Origin of the sequence: Pseudomonas anguilliseptica, from assembly GCF_900105355.1 — a bacterium.
GTDB lineage: Bacteria > Pseudomonadota > Gammaproteobacteria > Pseudomonadales > Pseudomonadaceae > Aquipseudomonas > Aquipseudomonas anguilliseptica.
The window spans coordinates 4,954,364-4,977,021 of sequence record NZ_FNSC01000001.1; the positions used below are offsets into that span (position 1 = coordinate 4,954,364).

At 57.7% G+C, this 22,658-nt stretch carries 20 protein-coding genes and 1 pseudogene; all 21 read right to left on the minus strand.

What is annotated here, in order from left to right:
• Nucleotides 1–34 precede the first annotated feature (34 nt).
• The 21 genes and pseudogenes from BLW24_RS24140 to BLW24_RS24240 all read right to left on the minus strand — a co-directional run bounded on the left by BLW24_RS24140 (nt 35) and on the right by BLW24_RS24240 (nt 22,608).
• Nucleotides 35–331, minus strand: a complete 297-nt coding sequence (locus tag BLW24_RS24140; RefSeq protein ID WP_090387538.1) for a flagellar protein FliT — start codon at nt 329–331, stop codon at nt 35–37.
• A gap of 27 nt (nt 332–358) precedes the next feature.
• On the minus strand, nt 359–739 hold the full coding sequence (gene fliS / locus BLW24_RS24145) for a flagellar export chaperone FliS (protein WP_090387539.1): 381 nt from the start codon (nt 737–739) through the stop codon (nt 359–361).
• A 71-nt stretch (nt 740–810) separates the two neighbouring features.
• Nucleotides 811–1,203: pseudogene (fliS, locus tag BLW24_RS24150) on the minus strand (flagellar export chaperone FliS).
• The gene (fliD, locus tag BLW24_RS24155) at nt 1,203–2,666 is read right to left on the minus strand and encodes a flagellar filament capping protein FliD (RefSeq protein WP_090387540.1); all 1,464 of its coding nucleotides are present in this window, start codon (nt 2,664–2,666) and stop codon (nt 1,203–1,205) included. The pseudogene fliS (BLW24_RS24150) and the gene fliD overlap by 1 nt, the downstream one beginning before the upstream one ends.
• Nucleotides 2,667–2,740: 74 nt before the next feature.
• On the minus strand, nt 2,741–3,121 hold the full coding sequence (locus BLW24_RS24160) for a flagellar protein FlaG (protein WP_090387541.1): 381 nt from the start codon (nt 3,119–3,121) through the stop codon (nt 2,741–2,743).
• 72 nt (nt 3,122–3,193) lie between these two features.
• A complete protein-coding gene (locus BLW24_RS24165) occupies nt 3,194–4,798 on the minus strand; it encodes a flagellin N-terminal helical domain-containing protein (protein WP_090387542.1) in 1,605 nt (534 codons plus the stop codon).
• Between the two features lie 273 nt (nt 4,799–5,071).
• Complete coding sequence (locus tag BLW24_RS24170) at nt 5,072–5,851, minus strand: cephalosporin hydroxylase family protein (RefSeq protein WP_090387543.1); 780 nt, start codon at nt 5,849–5,851, stop codon at nt 5,072–5,074.
• Nucleotides 5,844–6,500 (minus strand): acetyltransferase, encoded by a 657-nt coding sequence (locus BLW24_RS24175; RefSeq protein ID WP_244161249.1) that lies wholly within the window; start codon nt 6,498–6,500, stop codon nt 5,844–5,846. The genes BLW24_RS24170 and BLW24_RS24175 overlap by 8 nt, the downstream gene beginning before the upstream one ends.
• Nucleotides 6,497–7,612 (minus strand): DegT/DnrJ/EryC1/StrS family aminotransferase, encoded by a 1,116-nt coding sequence (locus BLW24_RS24180; protein WP_090387544.1) that lies wholly within the window; start codon nt 7,610–7,612, stop codon nt 6,497–6,499. Before BLW24_RS24180 ends, BLW24_RS24175 begins: the two co-directional genes overlap by 4 nt.
• Nucleotides 7,609–8,832, minus strand: a complete 1,224-nt coding sequence (locus BLW24_RS24185) for a class I SAM-dependent methyltransferase (protein ID WP_090387545.1) — start codon at nt 8,830–8,832, stop codon at nt 7,609–7,611. Before BLW24_RS24185 ends, BLW24_RS24180 begins: the two co-directional genes overlap by 4 nt.
• The gene (locus BLW24_RS24190; RefSeq protein WP_090387546.1) at nt 8,829–9,389 is read right to left on the minus strand and encodes a dTDP-4-dehydrorhamnose 3,5-epimerase family protein; all 561 of its coding nucleotides are present in this window, start codon (nt 9,387–9,389) and stop codon (nt 8,829–8,831) included. Before BLW24_RS24190 ends, BLW24_RS24185 begins: the two co-directional genes overlap by 4 nt.
• Nucleotides 9,386–10,468, minus strand: coding sequence for a CDP-glucose 4,6-dehydratase (gene rfbG / locus BLW24_RS24195; protein ID WP_090387547.1), 1,083 nt, complete (start codon nt 10,466–10,468; stop codon nt 9,386–9,388). Before rfbG ends, BLW24_RS24190 begins: the two co-directional genes overlap by 4 nt.
• The gene (gene rfbF, locus BLW24_RS24200) at nt 10,450–11,223 is read right to left on the minus strand and encodes a glucose-1-phosphate cytidylyltransferase (protein ID WP_090387548.1); all 774 of its coding nucleotides are present in this window, start codon (nt 11,221–11,223) and stop codon (nt 10,450–10,452) included. The genes rfbG and rfbF overlap by 19 nt, the downstream gene beginning before the upstream one ends.
• Nucleotides 11,223–14,045 (minus strand): O-linked N-acetylglucosamine transferase family protein, encoded by a 2,823-nt coding sequence (locus tag BLW24_RS24205; RefSeq protein WP_090387549.1) that lies wholly within the window; start codon nt 14,043–14,045, stop codon nt 11,223–11,225. The genes rfbF and BLW24_RS24205 overlap by 1 nt, the downstream gene beginning before the upstream one ends.
• 80 nt (nt 14,046–14,125) lie before the next feature.
• Nucleotides 14,126–15,805, minus strand: coding sequence for a flagellar hook-associated protein 3 (locus BLW24_RS24210; RefSeq protein WP_090387550.1), 1,680 nt, complete (start codon nt 15,803–15,805; stop codon nt 14,126–14,128).
• Nucleotides 15,806–15,847: 42 nt separating this feature from the next.
• The gene (flgK, locus tag BLW24_RS24215; RefSeq protein ID WP_090387551.1) at nt 15,848–17,887 is read right to left on the minus strand and encodes a flagellar hook-associated protein FlgK; all 2,040 of its coding nucleotides are present in this window, start codon (nt 17,885–17,887) and stop codon (nt 15,848–15,850) included.
• A gap of 6 nt (nt 17,888–17,893) precedes the next feature.
• Nucleotides 17,894–19,066 (minus strand): flagellar assembly peptidoglycan hydrolase FlgJ, encoded by a 1,173-nt coding sequence (gene flgJ / locus BLW24_RS24220; protein ID WP_090387552.1) that lies wholly within the window; start codon nt 19,064–19,066, stop codon nt 17,894–17,896.
• A gap of 13 nt (nt 19,067–19,079) precedes the next feature.
• Entirely contained in the window at nt 19,080–20,183 is a 1,104-nt protein-coding gene (locus tag BLW24_RS24225) for a flagellar basal body P-ring protein FlgI (protein WP_090387553.1), read from the minus strand.
• An 11-nt stretch (nt 20,184–20,194) separates the two neighbouring features.
• Complete coding sequence (gene flgH / locus BLW24_RS24230; RefSeq protein WP_090387554.1) at nt 20,195–20,914, minus strand: flagellar basal body L-ring protein FlgH; 720 nt, start codon at nt 20,912–20,914, stop codon at nt 20,195–20,197.
• Nucleotides 20,915–21,035: 121 nt separating this feature from the next.
• Nucleotides 21,036–21,821, minus strand: a complete 786-nt coding sequence (gene flgG / locus BLW24_RS24235) for a flagellar basal-body rod protein FlgG (protein ID WP_090387555.1) — start codon at nt 21,819–21,821, stop codon at nt 21,036–21,038.
• Nucleotides 21,822–21,867: 46 nt separating this feature from the next.
• Nucleotides 21,868–22,608: a flagellar basal body rod protein FlgF gene (locus BLW24_RS24240; RefSeq protein ID WP_090387556.1), complete on the minus strand. Its 741-nt coding sequence runs from the start codon at nt 22,606–22,608 to the stop codon at nt 21,868–21,870.
• Between the last annotated feature and the right edge of the window lie 50 nt (nt 22,609–22,658).

Sequence of the window (22,658 nt, forward strand, 5' to 3'; positions counted from 1 at the left end):
TCGACACTGGATAGCATCGACCGAAAACAACTAATCAACCGAACAGCTGATAAACCTTGGCGCCTTGTTGCGACTGATTGAGCTGAACGAGCTCATGAGCCAAGCGCTGCTGCTCGGCTTGGCAAACGTTAACCAGCTCGCGATAAAGATCCAGCAACTCCTGCATACGCGCACGCAGGGTTTCTTCATCACTGGCGGACTCGACCATGGCCTCGTCAACAGCCTGGCGGCACTGTAGATCCAGCTCGCCAATCGCAGCCCAATCTTGACTGGCCAAGGCAGTGCGCAACGCGCTACCGGTTTCTTCTAGACGCTGCACGGATGAACTCATAAACAATTCCTCAGGCGGGAAACAGCATCACTCAGCGATGGCATCCCAGCCAGCTTTTACATTGCGTAGCAGGCCTGCAACCTCATCCAGCGGCGCTAATTCATTCTGTACATTGGCATCAATCAAACGCGAGGTCATGTACTCATACAGGCTATCAAGATTGGCAGCTACTTCACCGCCTTGCTCCAGGTTAAGGCCTTCACGCAAGCCGCCAATAATGCCAATGGCTTTGCTGATCAGCTCGCCCTTGAGGGCGATTTGATTGCGCTCCATAGCCCCACGCGCTTGGGCCAAACGGGTGAGCCCACCCTCCATCAACATCTGGATCAGCCGATGCGGGCTGGCTTCAATAGCCTGGGCCTGGGTGTTGACGGTTTGATACTGCTTGAGGGCCGCCATCGCGTTCATCGCTGTTCTCACTATGCTGTTTGCCGGATACCTTGGGTATCGGCGCTACAGAGCAAAGCTTTAGCAACGAATCAGTGTCCTGCAGCCGGCTCAACCTCTGGGCCAATCGCATCCCAGGCACTTTTTATCTGCTCAAGCAGTGCCTGCACTTCATCCAGAGTACGCGGGGTGCTGTCGAGAGCCACGCCTGCTAAGCGGCGAGTCATATAGTCGTAGAGCGAGTCCAGATTCTCGGCAATTTCACCGCCCTACTGCTTGTCCAGACTAGCCTGCAATACACCGAGGATAGTGATAATGCTGCCAACGGCCATACCACGAATCTCGGGATCACCCTCAACTTGTGCATGCTTGGCCAGCATTACCCGCTGCACAGCGCCTTCAAGCAACAACTGCACGGTGCGATAAGGCGAAACCTCGTGGCTGGTATTGACCTGCTTGTAGGTATCAATCGGCTTCTTGCTCATTACTTATCCTTTTTCACGAAGCCCGGCAGACTGGCAAGCTGGCCGGCCAGACTCTCACTGGTTTTCTTCAGACGACCGACCAGGGAATCCATCGCGTTGTACTGGGCGTAAAGGCGCGCCTGCAAGCTTTCAACTCTTATAGCCAATGCCTTGCGCTGCTCATCGACACCGAGCTTGGTAGTTTGTAATGCATCAGCACGCTGCTTAAGCACACCGGTGTCACCTACATATGACCCAACTGATTTGGATAGACGCCCCATCAGCCCATCGCTTCCAGCAAGATAGTCACCGACCTGATCAAAATTGCTTTCGAGGGCCTTGGTCAACTTGGCATCATCAATCTTGAGCTGACCGGTTTTCCAATCAGATGCAATGCCCAAACCTGCCAACGCACGAATGCCGCCCTCCCCCGTCATTTTCACCATCTCGTTGCGCAATCCCGACAGCACATTGCGAACCGACGAGTCGCCCAGCAGGGGGCCAGTCACTGGCGCGCCACCATCAACCGGAACGACCGCTGTCAGCTGAGACGTTGTAGCGATAAGAGCGTTATATGCATCAACAAACTTTTGCAGATTGGTCTTCACCCCCGCCTTATCAACACCGACAGTGAGGGTGACAGTTTTACCGGCAGCCAGATCCGCAGGTGCTTGAGCAGCAACCAGATCAATAGTTACCCCTTCAAGGGCATCCTCAACGCGGTTGGTATCACGCACCAGCTGCAAGCCATCAATACTCAGCTTGGCCGATTGAGCCTTGGTAATAACCCCACCAGCACCGGTGGTAGAACTGGGAGGTAGAAAAGCGTCGGAATTACCCGGATCAACGACCGGGGCAAAGTTTTGAGAAGTCAGCAGATTACTACCGCTGGTGACCCCATCCTCACTCGCGACAACCTGGATATCGTTGCCAGCACCACTCTTGGTAGAGCTCAGCACCAAACGCGAACCGGAGGCATCCGAAATAATAGTGGCGCTGACACCGCTGTCCTTGCCAGCCTCATTGATTGCGTCGCGCATGCCTGCAAGCGTGTTGTTACTCGCAGTAATGTTGACATTGAAGCTTGAACTTCCCGCTGAAATGGCCAGCGTGCCGCTATTGAACGTGGCAGTGCTGCCACCCGCCACCGATTGCAAAGCGACTTTGCTGCTAGTGGCTAACTGCTCAACCTGAAGATTGTAAGTACCTGCCGGAGCCGTGGCAGCAGCAGTTACCTTGAACACACTGGAGTTAGACGAGCTTGCCGTGCGCGATTCGAACAACGACACCTTGTTCAACGAGTCGACGGCCGTCTTGAAGGTATTCAGTGCTCCAGTAAGAGAGCCGATTGCCGAGATGCGCGTGGTGGTGGTTTTCTCGAGACGGTCAAGCTGGTTGGTTTTCGGTGCCCTTTCGGCATCAACCAAAGCTGCGACAATGCTGTCGATATTGATTCCTGAGCCAATGCCCGTAACCCCGGCCATGCTTCACCTCGCCAAAATAATGACTATTAACACTACGCCAGTGTTAATAGGCAAAAGCCGCGCCAACCTTCTGGTCAGGTTTCGGCTTTGAATAACAGACTACGCACCTCCGAAAGGTTTTCTGCCAATTGCAGTGCCTCTTCAGAAGGTATTTGTCGAATCACATCACCCGACCCCGCATCTGTCACCTTAACCACTACACGCCCACTACCCTCTTCAAGGGAAAAATTCAGGCTACGACGAACCGTTTGGACAAAGTCCTGAATCGTCGCAACAGCCGCCTCAACCTCTTCACGAGAAGCCGGAGAGTCATTACCTACCTGCGCAGTGCTATTGGCAGCGTCTTCAGATGCTTGACGTTCAGCCTTAACAACCGCTGCCGGCAAGCTCTGCGCACGCTCCGTTTTAGCCACTGGAGCAGTAACGGGCGAACTTTGAATAGAACCAATGTCCATAACTTTCTCCTCAGAATGAGGGAACGGGGAGAAGAGCTAAGCCCTTCTCCCCGTAGTCTAGCCCTTTTACCCTTAGCCAAGCAGGCTGAGTACAGCCTGTGGCAACTGGTTAGCCTGGGCCAGGATTGCGGTACCGGCTTGCTGCAGGATCTGGTTTTTAGTCAGCTCCGAAGTCTCGGCAGCGTAGTCAGTGTCGCGAATCCGGCTACGAGCAGCGGAAGCGTTCTCACCAATGTTCTGCAGGTTCGCAATGGTGTTCTCGAAGCGGTTCTGCACCGCACCGAGCTGGGCTCGCTGACTATCGATGTTGGAGATTGCCCCGCTGACGATACCCAGAGCGTTCTGCGCACCGACGGCAGTACTCACATCAATTTCGGCAACCGAATCCAAGTTACTGAACACGCTGGCTGGCTGCACACCACCATCGATGGTGCTGAAGTTTTTCACTTCAAACGCATCCGGCGACTCGAAGCGCAGTTGCCCCACAACCGCAGCACCCAGATCGCTCGCAGCACCACCACCAGCACCACCAATAGCGACGGTAGCGCCAATATTGTCAGAGTTATCCGATGCCGACTGGTTATCACCTTCAAAACCGAGGGTTTGGATGTTACCCGCTACCTCAGTACCACTCGTACCGCCAGTGAAATTGGTGATTACGATGTTGTCGCCACGTTCGCTGGTCAGTTCCAGGGTACCATCAGCATTGGCACGAGCAGTAACACCGGTCTTGCCCGCTTCCTTGTTGACCGCATCGGCAACCGCCGAGAGATCGTTCCAGTCGGTGATGTTGGCCGAGATCGCTACCTTATCGTCGACATTGGCGTCGTTGGAACCATACAGGTTAAAGCTGAGGGTTTCAGCATTGGTAGTGGTACCACCAGTGATGTCAATTTTCGCTACGGTGCGAGCCTGGGCAGTGATGCCTGTTGCATCGGATACACCGTTCACGCCATTGGCCACATCACGCGCCGAACCGTTCACTGCAAGGGCTACGGACGCAGTACCCAGCTTGCCTGCCAGGGTCAAACCAGCAGTAGTAGCAGGTGAGGAGGAATAACCAATAGTAGTGGTAGTCAAGGCAGCAAAATCACTACCGGCGACCGCAACTTTACCACCCTGGCTAGCATTGGCTGCACCCGCTTCAGCACTGCTGAAACGGTTGGCACCGATACGGGCCGCACCTGCAGCACCGATAGAAACGCTGATGGTTTCAAAGGCGTTGGCACCGACCTGGAAGCTCTGCGAGCCGAAAGTACCGTCAAGAATCTTGCGAGCACCGAAGCTGGTGGTCTCAGCGATACGATTCAGCTCTTGCTGCAACTGGGACACTTCACCCTGAAGGGCTGCACGTTCAGTTGCACCGTTGGAACCGTTGGCCGATTGCAGCGCCAAGTCGCGCATACGCTGCAGGATCCCGGTGGACTGCTGCAGAGCGCCTTCAGCCGTCTGCGCCAGAGAGATACCGTCGTTGGCGTTACGAGTGGCTACGCTCAGGCCATTGATCTGACTGGTCAGGCGGTTGGAAATTTGCAGACCAGCAGCGTCATCTTTGGCGCTGTTGATACGGAAGCCAGTGGACAGGCGCTGCAGGGATGTGTCCAGGCCTTTGGATGAAGTATTCAGGTTACGCTGAGTATTGAGTGACGCTACGTTTGTGTTGACTGTAAGGGCCATGGTGTTTGCCTCCAAAGGACCGTGCTACTGAGATTGTCTGAGCCTGCGAGCTTCGGGCCTGCTTTGCTCAGACGCCCCATAAAGTTCGCATTCGATCTTTATATCGGCGCTACCAGCAGCAACTTTAGGCAGCTTTAGCAAGAAAATTCTCAGATTTTTTTCTACTTACCGATCAGTCAGTTAGGCTGCCAAACAGCAGCCAATACGACGTATTGATGGAAAACTTGACGCTTACAGCAACATTCACGCGCACACGCGGCGGACCTTAGAAGCTCAAGCCAGACGTTTCAGAAACCCATCCGGTGCCACAGTAATCAATAGCTTGTCCTGCATCGCCTGATCTATGACGAAAGCCTGACCAGCGTCTGTCTTGAGGAAAGCATGCACGGCAGTCTTGGGGTTGTCGCCTGGCCCCCAGGGGCGATCCGGAAAGAAGTCGGCCGGCATGTCTTCGACCACCGTATCGAAGACCACGCAGTAGCTGCCTGGGCTGACCAGCGGACTGTACAACTCCAACTCACGCAGCACATGCGCGTGGGTATGGTTGGAGTCGAGAATCACCAGTACCCGCTGGGCACTGGCCGCCTCACACCGCACCTGGGCCATCACCTCGTCACCGATTGATGAGCCTTCGATTAGGCTGATCCGTGAGAACAGCGGATGCTCCTCAATAGCAGCTCGGTTATGCGGACGAATTTCGATATCCACCCCAACCACTCGCCGTGGCGCAGCAGTGCGCCCTTCGCACAGATCGAGCAGAGCCAACAGCGACGCATTGAGGATCAGCGAGCCACCATGGGCGATACCGGTTTCGATGATCAGATCCGGCTTCACCGTCCACACCAGCTCCTGCAGAGCGACTATGTCCTGCGGATACTGGATGATGGGGCGACCAAGCCAGGTGAAGTTGTAGGAATACTTGTGCTGGCAGCTGTGCACCAGCCAGTCAATCGACTTGGCCTGCAATGCGCTATCGGCGCCAGCACCCTGAGCATTCTGTGCGCAATCATCGCGAAAAGTTTGATGTTGCGCCGCATAGTCCTGCTTAGCCATCCAATGACTCCTTTTCAATCGGTTCATAACGAAGAATGCGGGCAGGATTGCCCACCACCACTGCGCCTGCCGGGACATCCCGAGTAACCACGGCTCCGGCACCAATAGTCGCCCAGGCACCGATGCGCAACCGCGGTAAAACTACCGCGCTGGCACCAACGAACACACCATCGCCAACCTCCACCTTGCCACACAGATTGGCCCCTGGTGCGATGAAAACAGAATCACCCAGACGGCATTCATGATTGATGATGCTGCCGGCGCTGACACTGCAATTGCGCCCCAGACGCACATCGGCCTGTAAGACGGCGTACTGCTGCAGATAACTGCCCAACCCCAGTTCGACCATCCCCAGCTCAAGCTGCGGGTGAATAAACTGCCCAAGCTCGGCACCGGCCGCCAGCAACGCTCGGGTGGTCTGGTGACGGGTGCGAGTATCGCGGGTAATCAGATTGACCAGAAGGTGCTCGCCGATCAGCTCAGCCAACCGTTCGAAACCGCCAAACACCGGGAGACCGTGGAAATCCATACCGTGTTTTGCGGGATCATTGTCCAGCAGCCCCGCTACCGGTTGACCGGCACCGATAACCGCGCGCGCCTGGCCCACCAGTTCCGGGTTATTGGCACCGAGTAGCAACAGCGGTTTCACAGCTGCAACCCCTGCAATATGGCATCGACCACCCGCTGCTGGTCGACAGCCACGAGATCGTGATAGCTCGGCAGGTTGAAGGCTCGCAGGGCGAGGTCGTGCGCCCGCGGCGTACTGACCGGCGTCAGGTTGGCGAACACAGGGGTATCACTGAGCGGCTGGAAGAAGACTCGCGCATCGATGCCAGCCTGGCCCATATGCATCAGCACCCGATCACGCTGCCCGGCCAACTCCGATGGCAACACCAGAGTCGGCATCCAGTAACTGTTGCGGCAGTCCGCCGCTTCGGGGTTCATCCTGGTCCCCGGAATCGAGGCTAGCAAGCGCTCCTGGTAGAGGGCGAAGATTTCCCGCTTGCGCGCCACCAGCTCCTCGATACGTTCCAGTTGCGCGCAGCCCAGGGCCGCCTGCAAGTTGGAGATCTTGTACTTATGGCCCAACTCGGACGGCCAGAACTGGCGCATGTCGCCGGCTGCACGACCGTGGTTATTGAGCTGCTGAACGCGCTTGAGCAGAGTTTCATCGCGGGTCGCGAGCATGCCACCCTCACCAGTGGTCATGGCCTTGGTGCCATGGAAGGAGAACACCGAGAAGGTCGAGCAGCTGCCGGCTTTCTGCCCGCGCCACTCTGAGCCCAACGCCTCGGCAGCGTCCTCGATCAGTGCCAGACCATGGCGCGCGGCCAGGGCCTGCAATTGTTCCAACGCAGCCAGATTGCCATACAGGTGCACGGCAATGATCGCCCGGGTGCGTGGCGTAATCGCACGCTCAACCGCCGCTGGATCCAGGCACCATGAGTCCTCCAGCACATCGACCAGCACCGGGGTGGCCCCGACATAGAACACCGGCGCTGCCGAAGCGATCCAGTTTATGTCGGCGAGAATCACCTCATCGCCCGACCCGATGTCCAAAGCACGCAGCCCCAGATGCAAGGCACCGGTACAACTCGAGGTGGCATGCGCATAGGGCACATTCAGATAGGCAGCGAACTCACGCTCAAAACGGTTGATGTAGTCATAACAATGCTCGCCCCAGCCATTACGGGCGGCATCCAGCACATACTCAACTTCACGGTCGCCGATACTCGGCTTGGTATAGTGAATTTTGCTCATAGCACTTGCAGCTCCGGCACTGCCACCACAAAGTGTCCGCCCCACTCATAGATTCCGGCCTGCTGCTGAATCACCTCGTCACGCAGATTCCACGGCAGGACCAATAAATAATCAGGCTTATCGACGGCAATGCGCGCCGGAGCAACCACCGGGATGCGACTGCCGGGGAGAAACTTGCCCTGCTTGTGCGGGTTGGCATCGGCTACCCAGGTCAGCAGATCGCTACGTACGCCGGCATAGTTGAGCAAGGTATTGCCCTTGGCTGCCGCACCGTAAGCAGCAACTGTCTTGCCTTCGGCTTTGGCCTTGAGCAGGAAGCGCAGCAGCTCATGTTTGATGCGCTCGGCGGCAGGGGTCAGGGTCGAATAGAAGGCGGAGGTTCTAATGCCGGCCTGCTCTTCGCGCGCCAGCAACTCGGCCACGGCTGCAGAGGCGTCACGCTCACCGCCAACTCGCTGCGCATAGACCCGCAGCGAGCCGCCATGGGCTGGCAACTCCTCGACATCGAAAATATGCAGACCATTGCGCGCACACAGGCTCTGTACGGCCGTAAGCGACAGGTAGGAGTAATGCTCGTGGTACAGGGTGTCGAACTGCTGCTCGGCCATCAACCGCAGCAGATGGGGAAACTCGAAGGTGGCCACACCGCTCGGCTGCAACAACGTGGCAAAGCCCTTGAGGAAATCATTGATATCCGGCACATGAGCCAGCACGTTGTTGGCCGCCATCAGGTCGGCACGCCAGCCCTCTGCTGCCAGGGCTGCAGCCGTAGCCTCGCCAAAGAACAGCTCACGAATCTGCAAGCCCTTCTCCCGCGCCGCACGCGCGGTGCTGGCAGTCGGTTCGACGCCCAGGCAGGGAATGCCGCGCTGCGCCACGTACTGCAGCAGGTAACCGTCATTAGCGGCGATTTCCACCACCCGGCTCTGGGCATTCAGGCCAAAACGCTCGACCATCTGCGTGACGTAACGCTGGGCGTGCTCCAGCCAGCTGCTGGAGTAGGAGCTGAAATAGGCATAGTCGGCATCGAACAGACTATCGGCAGAACGGTAATCCTCGGTCTGTACCAGCCAGCAGCTGTCGCACACCAGCACCCGCAGCGGCACCCATTGCTCGGCCTGATCAAGCTGATCGGCGCGCAGGTAGGCATTGGAAGGCGGCGCAGTACCCAGGTCTATCAGCGGCACATGCAGGCCGGCACCACAACCTCGGCACTTCATAACTCGACTCCCTGAAAATCAGTGGCCAACGGCGGATGCGCCGCGTCTCGGGCAGAAAGATTGCTGACTGGCAATGGCCAGGTGATCGCCAGACGCTCATCACAGGGGAATAAACCACCCTCATGTTCGGGGCTGTAATCCGCACTGTGCAGGTAGAGCAACTCGGCATCGTCACTCAGCGCCTGAAAACCATGGGCAAACCCCGGTGGCAGCAACAAGCTTCGGCCATCACCGGCCTCCAGGCGTTCGGCATGCCAGTGCAGAAAGGTCGCAGAATCGCGGCGGAGATCCACCGCGACATCCCACACTGCACCACGCAGGCAGGTAATCAGCTTGGTTTCGGCATGCGGCGGATACTGGAAGTGCAGGCCACGCACGCTGCCACGCTGTGCGGTACGCGAATGGTTGATCTGGCGAATCTGCAATGGCTGCCCGAATGCAGCCAGACTGCCCTGACAGAACAACCGAGCAAAACGGCCACGTTCGTCTTCATGCACCTTGTGCTGCAGGCTGAATAGACCCGCCAGCGGCAGCACCCGCAGACTCAGCTCACTCATGCGCCCCCCCTGTAGCCAGCCAGCTGAGCCAGGGTCAAGGCGCGCATATCCTCACCACGCTGCCAGGCTTGGTGCCAGTTCAGGGTCTGCTGCAGGCAGTTATCCAGCGACCAGCGCGGCGTCCAGCCCAACAGTTGGCGGGCACGACTGCTGTCCAGGCGCAACAATCCCGCCTCATGCAATTCACTGGGCTCGATCAGCAGGCCAGGCGCTTGCGGCCAGCGCTGCGCCAAACGCTCGACCACCTCACCGACCGTGCACATGTCGTTATCGCTCGGGCCGAAATTCCAGGCTCCGGCAAACGCGCAACCCTGCTCGAACAACCCCTGGGCCAACTGCAGGTAACCGGTCAGCGGCTCCAGGGCATGCTGCCAGGGGCGCACGGCCTGCGGGTAACGCAAGGTGACCGGTTCACCACGCGTCCAGGCCGCCAGAATATCGGGCACCAGACGCTCGGGGGCAAAGTCGCCGCCGCCTAATACATTGCCGGCGCGGGCCGTGGCCATGGCCAAGCCGTGCTCGGCATAACGCGCAGCGGGGAAATAAGAAGAGGCGAATGACTGCGCCAGCAGCTCGCAGCAGGCCTTGCTGCTGCTGTAAGGATCATGTCCACCGAGTGCTTCGTTCTCGCGATATGGCCATGCCCATTCGTTGTTGGCGTAAACCTTGTCGGTGGTGACCACCACGCATGCCTTGACCCCGCCCGTCTGGCGCATTGCCTCGAGCAGGTGCAACGTGCCCATGACATTGCTGGCGTAGGTGCCCAGCGGGTCCCGATAACCCTCACGCACCAGCGGCTGAGCGGCCAGGTGCAGCACAATTTCCGGTTTGACCTGGTCCATCACCTGCTGCAACGCGGGCAGATCGCGCAAGTCACCGATATGACTGTCGATACCCTCCCCGATTCGCGCCAGCTCAAACAGGCTGGGCGAGGTGGAGGGGTGCAGCGAAAAGCCACTGACCTGAGCGCCCCAGCTCTGCAGCCACAGCGTCAACCAGCCACCCTTGAAGCCGGTATGCCCGGTGAGCAGTACCCGCTTGCGGCGCCAGAACGCAGGACTCAGCTCCACTGCTTCCAAGGGGCCTCCCCGCTCAACCACAGTTGTTCGAGGTAGTTCTTGTCGCGCAGGGTATCCATCGGGTGCCAGAAGCCCTGATGCTGGAAGGCCATCAATTGGCCTTCAGTAGCCAACTGGGTCAGCGGCTCGGCCTCCCAGGCAGTAGTTTCCTCGGCGATATAGGACAACACCTTGGGTGACAGCACAAAAAAACCGCCGTTGATCCAGCCACCGTCGCCACGGGGTTTCTCGATAAAACCTTTGACCTGATCGCCCTCACGCTCAAGGGCGCCGTAGCGGCCCGGCGGCTGTACTGCGGTGACCGTGGCATATTTGCCGTGGGCCTTGTGGAAGGCTACCAAGGCGCTGATATCCAGATCGGAGACGCCATCACCATAGGTGAAACAGAACTCCTCTTCTGCATCCAGGTAGCGCCCAGCGCTCTTCAGACGGCCACCGGTCATGGTGTCTTCGCCGGTGTCGACCAGGGTCACACGCCAGGGCTCGCTGTAGTTCTGGTGCACTTCCATTTTGTTGTTGCGCATGTCGAAGGTGACATCTGAGGTGTGCAGAAAGTAGTTGGCAAAGAAATCCTTGATTGCATAGCCCTTGTAGCCCAGGCAGATAACGAAGTCGTGGATACCATGGGCCGAATACTGCTTCATGATGTGCCAGAGAATCGGCTTGCCACCGATCTCGATCATGGGCTTGGGCTTGAGGTGAGACTCCTCACTAATACGTGTACCCAGACCACCGGCCAGAATCACCGCCTTCATTACTGCTCTCCTTCTTCGCAATAGCGCTGCCACATTTCTCGGTACGTCAGCTCCATTCGGCGGGTGAAATCAGGGCCATTACACAGAGGAGAGGCCTGCATTTCTTCACGCAAACCCGCACGAAGCTTAGCCAGCGCCGGCACATCACTGGCCAGCGTCACCAATTTATCCACGTATTGCGTTTCGTCATTGGCGATCCACTCGTCTCGCCCTACACCATGCAGGATGGTTGCGCCCACGCGCCCCATCGACGGCCGATCACGCAAGGACACGAAAGGCAAGCCCATCCAGAGACTTTCAAATAACGTAGTGCCTGAGTTGTGCGGAAAGCAATCCAGAGCAATGTCTATTTTTTTCAGCACCGCCGATACTGGCGAGGTAAAACCGATTACCAACCGGTGCGCAGGAATATCATTTTTGGCAAACTCGCTCCGATAGTAGTCACACAGGCTTGTATCCTGAAAAGAATGGCTATCGAGGATCAACTTGGAATTGGGAACTCGCTTTAACAACTCAGACCAAGCCCTGATAACTTTATAATTAACGCGAATGGGCCGCGTAAGGCTACCAAAGGTTATATAACCATTCTTTAGAGCTGGCAGATCAGACAACTCCGGCATGGCCACGCTGGGTTCATAGACTATCGCCGGGGCCGGCATGCGCCATAAGTTCTCGGCAAAAGAGGACTCACAACCAGGCGGCAACATCTGCTCGTCAGCGAGGAAATAATCCATCTGCTCAAGCCCTGAACCAAAAGCAAAGCCGACCCACCAGCTCACCTGAACCGGTGCAGGTTTCATTGCAAAGGCTTCCAGACGGTTATTCCCGGTATGCCCAGCCAAGTCAACCAAGATATCAATCTGATCCGCATAGATCTGCTCGGCGATTGCTTCAGACGTCAGCCCGGTACAAAGCCGCCAATGATCGGCATACTTAACAAAGCGCTCAGTTACGTGATCTTCACGCTTAACCAGGGAGTAGGCAAAAATCTCGAAATTTTCATGATCATGGTTACGCATCAGCGGCTCAATAAAATACGAGCAGACGTGATGGCAAAAATCTGGAGAAACATAACCTATACGCAACTTCCTCCCAGCTGAACGCTCGTTCTTATGGGAGAAATACTTGCGCTTCGGGAAATAACCATCAACCACTTCCCGATAAACAGAAAACACTTCCGGGCCAGTCCAGTCCGGATGGTAATTAACCGTAAACAGTATATTGGTGCGCGCCAATGGGTTATCCAGAACCTGACGCAGCTGCTCGACTGCAGTATTGAAGTCGCCGAACTGTGACTCGATCCCGGCCAAGTTGACAAACACCTGCTTAAACTCAGGAGCAATTTCCAGCGCCTTCACATAAGCCTTGTAGGCTTCACGCAAGCGTTTACGCGCCCCCAAGATATTGCCAAGGTTATTCCAGAGCACTGCCTCGTTCTGATTGATATCCAAGGCAACACGCATCACCTTCTCGGCCTCATCAAGCAACGAGGCATCCAGATAGGTATTGGCCAAGTTATTCCACGACAGCGATTGCTTCGGAGAAATCGCGATGGCCCGCATAAAGCAGCCTTCCGCCTCATGCTGGCGTCCGACCGAGTGGTAGACCGCGCCGAGCATATTCCAGCCGAGCTGATAATCAGACTTAAGCTGTAAGCCCTGTAACAAATAGCCCAGGGCGGTTTGTGGATTCTGTTGATGCTGATACGACAGGCCCAACCAACAGAGCGCCTCGTGATGCTCTGGTTTCAGGCTCAGGGCCTTTTCCAGATAAGCCCTCGCCTCCTCCAGATTGGCCTCTGCGGTCACTGTCGACATACCCAGGTGACACCAGGCATCTGGATTTTCTGGGCACTTCTGCGTCCATTCCCGCATGGCCAGCAAGTCATCAGGCAAACGGTGATTCTTACGCAGAAGGGTACTCAGGCGCTGCCAAGCCAAATCGCACTGCGGGTTGTTGCGAATCAGCTCTCGCAGTATCGACTCGGCCTTTTCCAGCCGATTGGTTCTGGAGCAACAGGCCGATAACACCAGGTGAGCCAGCCATTGGCCAGGATCAAACGCCAGTGCCAGGCTGGCCAGCGCTTCGGCCTCAGTCACATTGTGATCCAGCTCAAGATCGGCCAGTGCGGCAAGCACCTCTGGATCTTTGGGGAAGTTACGCCTGGCCGCGACAACTAACGGATAGGCATCTGCGCGCTGCTCAAGGTGATAACGCGCCAACGCTTCAGCACGCTGATCCTGCGCCGTGGGCGTCAAAATCTCACCGGCTAGCGAGATAACGCGTTCCCAGTCCTCGGCCTGCGATGCCTGTTCAAGGCACTGTTTGAGTATCTGCTGGGTATTGGTTTGCAGGCAGCACTTCTTATATTTCAAACCACTGCCACACGAACAAGGTTCATTGCGCCCTGGTTGATAAGCGGCGACCTGACCGAGGACATGCAGGCGCTCCTGCAACTGTTCGACCAGAACAAGTGACTGGGCGGCCTCGCCATGCTCGGGCTCCAGCTCCAGCACCTGCTTGAATGCCGCAGCAGCGGCTACCCAATCCTGAATTTGCAGGTATGCCTTGCCTAGCTTCAACGCATGCTGGGCATTACCTGGATCCAACTCAAGCAATCGGTCAAATGTCTTGCATGCCACGGCTGCGTCATGACTGGCAAGCGCCGCATCGCCAAGCAAAGACAAGGCCTCGGGGTCGTCCGGCAACTCTTTGAGAACCCCCCGGCAGCTGTTGCGTGTGCGGGTGTAATCACCCTCTTCGAAGCCCAAACGAGCCTGTCGGCGAAAGAACTCAATGAGCCACGTAGAGTCAACCGTCATAATTTCTCGCCATTTATCCAGAGACTTTTTGTATACCGCAAAGCAGCACGCAATTAATAAGCCAGAGCATCACAAAAATATCAGCGCAGCTGATTAAACAGGTTCAGCCCGGCAATCTTCACATAACTCTGCTGCGCAGCCTCCAGAACAATGGTCTGAAATGACAACCGCGACAAGGCTTCGGCGTAGTCCAATTCACGCAGGTCGGCCTGTACTGCCTTGTTGACCAAGGTGACATCCTCGTTGTCGATCTCGGTGGTGTCGATCAGGTTCAGGCGTGCGCCAATCTCGGTCTGCACCTCCAGCACCTGACCAATGCCGTTGTCCAGGTTGGTCAGGGCAATCGCCACCTCATCACGCACTCCCAGGTTGCCTGCGGGTGATGTCGGCGACGACTCCAGCGCCTGGCGCAAACGGCTGATGGTATTGAGGATGCTGCGCTGTTCCTGAAACTGCGGCTGCACCCCGAACTCATCACCGCCCGCCGCCGCCGCGGGTGCGGACATACTGAAGTCGGCACCGAAGACGCTGAATGTGGCCGGATACGGCCCCACCACAGCCCCCGTGGTCAGTACCGGACTTCCTGGCCCGACAGGCTGGGCATAGACTTCATAGTTGGTGGCGTCGGTAAAACGCAGAACAATCCCGGAGATTGGGAACTGGCTGTCGAATGTCGCCTGGTTGCTGATGCCACCCGGAGCAATAACGGCTGCCGAGTTGTTGGTCGATGAACGATTGGCGGCAAAGTCCGTCGGAGCCGATTGCAACGTAAAACTGTGGGTGTTGATGCCCGGCGTACCTGGGGTCGCGGTATTGGCCAGCAAGTTATCCAGATCCAGCTCGTTGTCGCCGGGCTGCAACACCACATCCAGCTGGAAACGCATGCCGCGAAAGTTGATGGTATTGCCGCCAGTGGCCAGCGGGTCGATCAAGCCGCCCCCAGGCACTTCGGAGGTCACGTCGGCCCCGGCGCTGTCGTAAATGCGGAATTCCTTGCCGCTGACAAAGGCCAGGGAGTAAGGCTCGCCCGCGCGAAAATTGCTGTTGAAGGTCTGGTTGTCCTGCACCAGGCCGGGCGACATAAAGACCCGCTGATTGGCAGCCGGCAATGCAGGAATGGTGGTGGCGGGTAACGGTGGCGTCGGTAACGCAGGGTTATTGACACCAAGCGCATTGATAATCCGATTGGCATTACTTACGTCTTCAAATAACCGCTTGCCGTTGTCGTTGATCGCCACGTTGCTCGAACCGGCTACCTGCAAACTGCGTTGGCCCTCATCGCCCTGATAGGAAAAGGTGCCATCGGGGTTGCGCAGAAAGGGCTCGGTCTTGCCGAGAAAACCACTGAACAGATATTCGCCACGGGCGTTGCGACTGTTCATCAGGTTGAGCAGTTCGCCCTCGCGCTCACTGAGCTCCTTGGCAATCGACTTACGGTCTTCAGCAGATAACGCACCGCCCCCAGCCTGTACCGCCAGCTCGCGAATACGCTGCAACACGTTGACCACCGAAGTAATGGTGGTTTCTTCCTGGGTCAGGCTGTTCTTGGCGGCAGTGAGGTTTTCCTTGTATTGCCCCAGCACGGCTTGCTGCTGCTCGAGTTGCAGCAGACGTACCGAAGCCACCGGATCATCGGCCGGAGTAAGAATACGGTTACCACTGCTGATCTGCTCCTGGGTGCGGATCACATTGGAATAGTTGCGCCCAAGGCCACTGACACCATTGTTGAACGCCTGGATCGAAGAGATGCGCATAACCATAAAACTAACCTCGAAGTTCTAAACAGCACCCAATTGGGCGTGTCAGAACGTATTAATCAGTGTATCGAACAGGTTACGCGCAACTTGAATGATCTGCGCCGAGGCCTGGTAGTACTGCTCGAACTGAATCAATTTGGCCGCCTCCTCATCGAGATTGACCGCCGAAACCGAATCGCGGTTGTCGGTGGCCTGCTTGAGAATAGCCCCAGTGGCATCACCATCGACACGCGCCTGACTGGTCAGGGTACCGACCCGCTCGACCAGATCGCCATACGCATCGCTAAAGCTGGAGCCCGTGGTAGCCGGGGCCAACGGGTTGATGCCAATCGTCGCGCGATTCTGCAGATCAATCAGCTTCAAGGCGTTACGGTTATCAGACACCCCGTTGGTGTTAAAGGAAACCGAAAAATTATCGCCGGCTTGCGGCCGACCGCTGATGGTCACTTCGTAATCGAAGGGCACTGGTACCACAGGTGGGCCGGCTGTCGCCGGCACAGTGATGGTCAGGGTATTGTTCTGCCCCGGCACGATTACTCCGGTATCAATGACGTTGCCATTGATATCCACCACGTCATAGCCCTGAGTTGCCCCACCACCGGCCCCCATGACGATGCGCAGCGGCGGCGCATTGCGCAGACTGGTTTCCAGATCGGCTTGAGCTACCGGGTCATAGATATCGATGGCAGTGATCAGGGTTGGCTGACTGATCACACCGGTACCGATATTCGCCGGACTGGTCTGTGATTTCAGTGGCGCTGCAAACGCCAGCTCTTCAGGCTTTTTCATGTCGGCGCGAATAGACTCGCCGGCCGTGCGGGTTGGCATGATGCGAAAGCGATCACCAGCAGCAAAGGTACCGCTGGCCACATTTACCGAGAAGCCGTCCACTTCGGCGGCGGGTAGCACAGTGATATCGAACGGCCCGGAACTGGTGCCATCGCTGATGCGCCGCACGGTGTAGTTGGTCGCACTGGTGAACTCCACCTCGTAATCGCTGGTGGTCAACTGCGTGGTGTCCTCAATCAGCACATTGAGGTTGGCCAAGGGATCACTGTTGCCAATCCGCGCCAGGCTGCGCTGCCCAATCAGAATGGGGTCATTGAGTTCACGAAACAGACCATTGCCGAACTGGCCATTGAGATCCAGGCCCTGACCCAGCTGACGGTTGACTTGATCGGTTACGGACAAGGCCAGACGCCCGACCGAATTCATCGTGGTGTCCAGCACATCTTCGCGGTAGCGGATCAGCCCCCCCATCTCGCCCCCGCTAATCAGCGAAGTGATGCCCTGACGGGCACTTCCGCTGACAAACTGCACCTCGCTGCGCAGCGGGTCGGACAACCCCGGAGTCACTTCCAGGCGCGCCGCCGTGCTACCCACCACCAGCGGTTGGCCGGAGCCGATAAACAGGTTGTAGCTACTGTCATCCTGCGCCACCACCGTCACGCCAATAAAGGTCGACAGCTTGCGCACCGCTTCCTCGCGGGCGTCGAGCAGATCATTGGGCTGCTGCCCATTGGATGCGGCAATGGCGATGGCATCGTTATAACCGGCAATCGAGGTGGCCAACTGATTGACCTGATCGGTCACTGCGGAGAGCTGCTTGTTGATAAAGGCGTTCTGCTCGTACAGGCGGTCGTACACCGTATTGAAGCGCTTGGCCAAGCCCTCGGCTTCGGACAGCACCAGCTGCCGTGCCGGGATATTGGCCGGATCCTCGGCCGCGGTTTGCAGCGCGGCAAATACCTTCTGCAGGCCAGGGTTGACCCCGGTGGTGCTACCGGCTAGCAACGAGTCGAGCTGATTGATCTGCCCCAGGTAGGACTGCACATCGCTGTTCAACGCCGTGCTGCTACGCACCTGGGTGTTGAGAAACTCGTTATAGATGCGTCGCACATCAACCAGCGTGGTGCCCGAGCCGATATAGCCCGCGCCACTGAACTGCGGAATACGCGTGGCCTGCACCGTCTCCTGGCGCGAGAAGCCCGGTGTATTGACGTTGGTGATGTTGTGGCCAGTGACTGCCAGCGAAGTCTTGTTCGCCGCGAGTCCGGACAGGCCAATATTGAGTAGGTCAGCCATCTTTCATCATCCGTTGGTGGACGGCGTACTGACGGCCGCAACCGTCTGATAGGTCTGCATCTGCCGCGCTACCTGGGCAATCTTGCGAGCATACTGCGGGTCGGTGGCGTAACCGGCTTTCTGCAACTCTCGGGCGAACTGCTCAGGCTTGTCGGTATTGGCCAGGGCCTTCTCGTAGCGGCCATTGCCCTGCAGGAAACTCACGTAGTCTTCAAAGCTGTGGGCAAAGGACTCATAAGCGCGGAACGAGGCCGCTTCTTTGACTGCCTTGCCACCCTTGAACTCAGTGGTGAGCACCCGCGCCGAGTCACCTTCCCAGGCCTTGTGAGTCTTGATGCCGAACAGGTTGTGGCTACTGCTGCCGTCCTGCTGACGAATGATCGATTTGCCCCAACCGGTTTCCAGCGCGGCCTGAGCCACCAGGTAACGCGGATCGACGCCAATCTTCTCGGCAGCCTTCTCCGCCATTGGCAACATGGCAACAATAAACTCATCCTTAGAACCGAACGCGGCTTTGCCTGGCGCCAGTGGCGGCTGGGCAATACGCCGACCGGTGATCGCATCCATGCCGCTCAGACCCAGCGCGGTATCGGCGGGGGCGGCAAAGGCCTTGGCGGGAATCCAGTCGTTCTGTGCCAGAGGCTGGCCATCGGCGGCAGCAGCCGATGGCACGATGCCCGCCAGCAGACGATCAGTCAGCTTGCCCGGCAGAGCCAAACGTCGCTGGTTGATCAATAACGTATCGTCACGCGTGCTGTCGACCTTGGCCAGTGGCTTGCTCGGCGCATTCGGCACCGGCTCATTCACCTGGGCAAACGGATTGGGACGACTGTCCGCACTCTTGATCTTCGACATCTGCCGCACCAGCACATCGGCCAGGCCGATGCCGTTCTGGTGGTTGGACAGGGTCACGGACAACTGCTGGTCGTGCATGTCCTGATAGGTCTTGCTCTCGTTGCTGTTCATGAAGTTGCCTTCACCGAACACTTCGTTGGCCGAGCGCATGGCCTTGAGCATTTCATTGAGAAACAGCGACTCGAACTCCTGAGCCACCTTCTTGATGTTCTTTTCGCTGTCGCCGCCGACCTTGAACTGGTTGAGGCGATTGAGATCGTTATAGGCACCACTGTCGACAGTGCTGGTGCCGCCGAGCAAACCGGCTGAAAGGCGAGAGTCCATGGCGTGTGCTCCCTTAAATCACGATCAGATCAGCCTGCAGAGCGCCGGCTTGCTTAAGCGCCTCCAGGATGGCCATAAGGTCGGAAGGCGAAGCGCCTACCTGATTCACCGCGCGGACGATTTCATCCAGCGTGGTCCCCGGGCCGAACTTGAACATCGGCTTGGCTTCTTCATCAGCATTCACCCGCGAGCGCGGCACCACGGCGGTCTGACCGCCAGACAGTGCTTCCGGCTGGCTGACAATCGGGTCTTCGGTAATGGTTACGGTCAGGCTGCCGTGGGTCACTGCGGCAGGCTGCACGCGCACGTTCTGACCAATCACGATGGTGCCGGTGCGCGAGTTGATGATGACCTTGGCCACAGCCTGACCGATTTCGACTTCGAGATTTTCCAGAATCGACAGGTAGTCCACCCGCTGCCCAGGATCGAGCGGCGCGCTAACCCGAATCGAGCCGCCATCGACGGCCTGGGCCACGCCAGGGCCAAGCAGCTCGTTGATATGGTCGACGATATTCTTGGCGGTGGTGAAATCCGGACGATTAAGGTTGAGGGTCAGGGTATTGCCCTGATCGAAACCGCTTGGCACCGGTCGTTCAACCGTCGCGCCGCCAGGAATGCGCCCAGCCGACGGTACGTTGACAGTAATCCGCGAACCGTCGCCGCCTTCGGCGTCAAAACCACCGACCACCAGATTGCCCTGGGCAATTGCGTAGACATTGCCGTCGATACCCTTGAGCGGCGTCATCAGCAGGCTGCCACCGCGCAGACTCTTGGCATTACCGATGGAGGACACGGTGATGTCGATGGTCTGCCCGGGCTTGGCGAACGCCGGGAGGTCAGCATGGATCGACACTGCGGCAACGTTCTTCAACTGCACGTTGCCACCCTGCGGCACCTTGATGCCGAACTGCGCCATCATGTTGTTGAAGGTTTGCACGGTGAACGGCGTCTGCGTGGTCTGGTCACCACTGCCGTTAAGACCAACCACCAGGCCGTAACCGATCAACTGGTTGGTGCGCACGCCCTGAATGCTGGCCAGGTCTTTGAGCCGCTCGGCCTGAGCCAGCGACGCCATCAGCAAGGCGGCTACAACCACTAGGTATTTGGGAAGCGTCATAGTGGCCATCCTCAGAACGGCCACATTGGGCTAAGAAAGAAACGACTCATCCAGCCCGGCTGACTGGCATCGGCAAAGGCGCCGGTACCCGAGTAGGTGATGCGTGCATCGGCAATCCGAGTCGAAGACACGGTATTGTCGGTGGCAATATCATCCGCCCGCACCAGCCCGGCAATCCGCACCAGCTCATCGCCGGTGTTAAGGGTCATCCACTTCTCCCCGCGCACCAGCAGAATGCCGTTGGGCATCACTTCAGCCACCGAAACGGTGATCGAACCGGTCAGGCTATTACTCTGCCCGGCCTGACCAGAACCATCCGCCGAACGCGTGGCATCGAAGCTAGCATCCAGGCCCAGAGTGTCATTGGTCATGCCCAAGGCACTAAGGCCTGCCAGTGGGTTTTTCGGTGCCACCGTCATACCAAACAGATTGGGCACGCCGAGGTTGGCCGAGCTGTCTTTGCTGATCTGACTGTTGGTGTTCTTGCTGGCCTGGGTGCGCTCATTCAGAGTGATGGTGATGATGTCACCCACCCGATAAGCCTTGCGATCACCGAACAGACTATTCTCGAAACCGGCCTGATAGATCGAACCATTGTTCTGCGCCGCCGGCAGCGGAGTACGCGGCATCACCGGAGCGTAATAGGGATCATCCGGCTTAGGCGCGGGAGCCATGCAGCCGCTCAAAGCCAGGGGGCCAAGCAGTGCACTTATGATTATCAGCCGGTTCATATCTACTACCTCATGCGTTGTCTGGGGTGGTGCGTAACCTGAGTCACCAGCACCCGTTCAAGCGATTCCTTGCTGTATCCAAAGCCAGGCCAACCGCAGCGCGACTAACCGGCCTTACCTATCAAAGATTCTGCGAAAGAAAACCGAGCATCTGGTCAGCAGTGGAAATGACTTTGGAGTTCATTTCATAGGCGCGCTGGGTGGTGATCATGTTCACCAGCTCCTCGACCACGCTGACGTTGGAGTTTTCCAGAGTGTTCTGCAGCATCACGCCCAGGCCATTCAAACCAGGCGTACCGACCTGCGGTGCACCGCTGGCGGCGGTCTCGAGGAACAGGTTGTTGCCGATCGCTTCCAGGCCCGCCGGGTTGATAAAGTCGGCGGTTTGCAGGTTGCCCACGATCTGCGGCTGCGGGTTGCCGGCGGTGGTCACCGATGCAGTGCCATCCTCGCCCACGATAAAGGTGCGTACCTCGTTAGGCAGCACGATGGCCGGCTCCAGGGCATAGCCATTGGACGTCACCACCTGGCCATCGGAGTTGAGGTGAAAACTGCCATCACGGGTATAGGAAACCGTACCGTCAGGCAGCAGCACCTGGAAGAAACCGCGACCGTTGATCGCCATGTCCAGCGGCTGCTCGGTGGTCTGCAGGCTGCCCTGGGTATGAATCTTCTGCGTACCGACAATCCGCACCCCGGTACCCAATTGCAGGCCGGTAGGCAGCTGGCTGTCCTGACTGGACTGGCCACCAGGTTGGCGACGGATCTGATACAGCAAGTCCTCGAACTCGGCGCGATCACGCTTGAAGCCGGTGGTCGAGACGTTGGCCAGGTTGTTGGAAATGGTGGTCAGGTTCATGTCCTGAGCGGACAGACCGGTCTTGCTGACCCACAGTGAAGGAAGCATATCGATTCTCCTCGGGCGTCGTTTTAACGACGCCGCGTGCTGATAATTAGGTCATCTGCAAGACGCGAGCCATCGCCGCCGAGTTGTCCTCGGCAGTACGCATCATCTTCACTTGCAGTTCGAATTGGCGGGACAGGGAGAGAATCGCGGTCATCTCTTCCACGGCATTGACGTTGCTCGATTCGAGAAAGCCCGAGGTGACCTCCATATTGGCATCCGCCAACACCGGGCCCTGCCCCTTGAAGCGGATCATCCCGTCGACGCCCTTCTCCATCTGCTTGGGATCGGGGTTGACCAGCTTCAAACGGTCAACCTCGGCCAGCACATTGGGGTCTTCGCCCAGGGCGCGAATGCTAATGGTGCCGTCCTTGCCGATCTCGATCTTCTGCTCTGGCGGCACGGCAATCGGCCCCGCGTTGCCCATCACCGGCAAGCCATTGCCGGTACGCAGCACACCCAGGGCGTCAACGTTCAGGCTGGCGGTGCGCACGTAGGCTTCAGTGCCATCGGGTGCCTGTACTGCCAGCCAGCCCTTGCCGCCAACCGCCACATCCAGATCGCGACCGGTTTCCTGCAGCGAGCCAGGCGTGAAATCGGTACCCGGGCGCTCACTCATCGCATAGACCCGCGACGGATAACTGTCACCAAAGATCGGCATGGAGCGCGCCTGCTCGAAATCGCGACGAAAGCCGCTGGTCGAGATATTCGCCAAGTTGTTGGCGTGGGCACGCTGGGCCAGGGTGTTGTTGTGGGCACCAGTCATGGAAACGTACAGCATCTTATCCATGGTAATTCTCCGAGTTGGGCTTGCCGCCCGCTGCTCTATGCAGACTATGA

What these genes read in the sequence shown, in the direction of transcription:
- BLW24_RS24140 (WP_090387538.1), bottom strand. Translation starts at nt 331, where the DNA reads ATGAGTTCATCCGTGCAGCGTCTAGAAGAAACCGGTAGCGCGTTGCGC.
- fliS (WP_090387539.1), bottom strand. Translation starts at nt 739, where the DNA reads ATGAACGCGATGGCGGCCCTCAAGCAGTATCAAACCGTCAACACCCAG.
- fliD (WP_090387540.1), bottom strand. Translation starts at nt 2,666, where the DNA reads ATGGCCGGGGTTACGGGCATTGGCTCAGGAATCAATATCGACAGCATT.
- BLW24_RS24160 (WP_090387541.1), bottom strand. Translation starts at nt 3,121, where the DNA reads ATGGACATTGGTTCTATTCAAAGTTCGCCCGTTACTGCTCCAGTGGCT.
- BLW24_RS24165 (WP_090387542.1), bottom strand. Translation starts at nt 4,798, where the DNA reads ATGGCCCTTACAGTCAACACAAACGTAGCGTCACTCAATACTCAGCGT.
- BLW24_RS24170 (WP_090387543.1), bottom strand. Translation starts at nt 5,851, where the DNA reads ATGGCTAAGCAGGACTATGCGGCGCAACATCAAACTTTTCGCGATGAT.
- BLW24_RS24180 (WP_090387544.1), bottom strand. Translation starts at nt 7,612, where the DNA reads ATGAGCAAAATTCACTATACCAAGCCGAGTATCGGCGACCGTGAAGTT.
- BLW24_RS24185 (WP_090387545.1), bottom strand. Translation starts at nt 8,832, where the DNA reads ATGAAGTGCCGAGGTTGTGGTGCCGGCCTGCATGTGCCGCTGATAGAC.
- BLW24_RS24190 (WP_090387546.1), bottom strand. Translation starts at nt 9,389, where the DNA reads ATGAGTGAGCTGAGTCTGCGGGTGCTGCCGCTGGCGGGTCTATTCAGC.
- rfbF (WP_090387548.1), bottom strand. Translation starts at nt 11,223, where the DNA reads ATGAAGGCGGTGATTCTGGCCGGTGGTCTGGGTACACGTATTAGTGAG.
- BLW24_RS24205 (WP_090387549.1), bottom strand. Translation starts at nt 14,045, where the DNA reads ATGACGGTTGACTCTACGTGGCTCATTGAGTTCTTTCGCCGACAGGCT.
- BLW24_RS24210 (WP_090387550.1), bottom strand. Translation starts at nt 15,805, where the DNA reads ATGGTTATGCGCATCTCTTCGATCCAGGCGTTCAACAATGGTGTCAGT.
- flgK (WP_090387551.1), bottom strand. Translation starts at nt 17,887, where the DNA reads ATGGCTGACCTACTCAATATTGGCCTGTCCGGACTCGCGGCGAACAAG.
- flgJ (WP_090387552.1), bottom strand. Translation starts at nt 19,066, where the DNA reads ATGGACTCTCGCCTTTCAGCCGGTTTGCTCGGCGGCACCAGCACTGTC.
- BLW24_RS24225 (WP_090387553.1), bottom strand. Translation starts at nt 20,183, where the DNA reads ATGACGCTTCCCAAATACCTAGTGGTTGTAGCCGCCTTGCTGATGGCG.
- flgH (WP_090387554.1), bottom strand. Translation starts at nt 20,914, where the DNA reads ATGAACCGGCTGATAATCATAAGTGCACTGCTTGGCCCCCTGGCTTTG.
- flgG (WP_090387555.1), bottom strand. Translation starts at nt 21,821, where the DNA reads ATGCTTCCTTCACTGTGGGTCAGCAAGACCGGTCTGTCCGCTCAGGAC.
- BLW24_RS24240 (WP_090387556.1), bottom strand. Translation starts at nt 22,608, where the DNA reads ATGGATAAGATGCTGTACGTTTCCATGACTGGTGCCCACAACAACACC.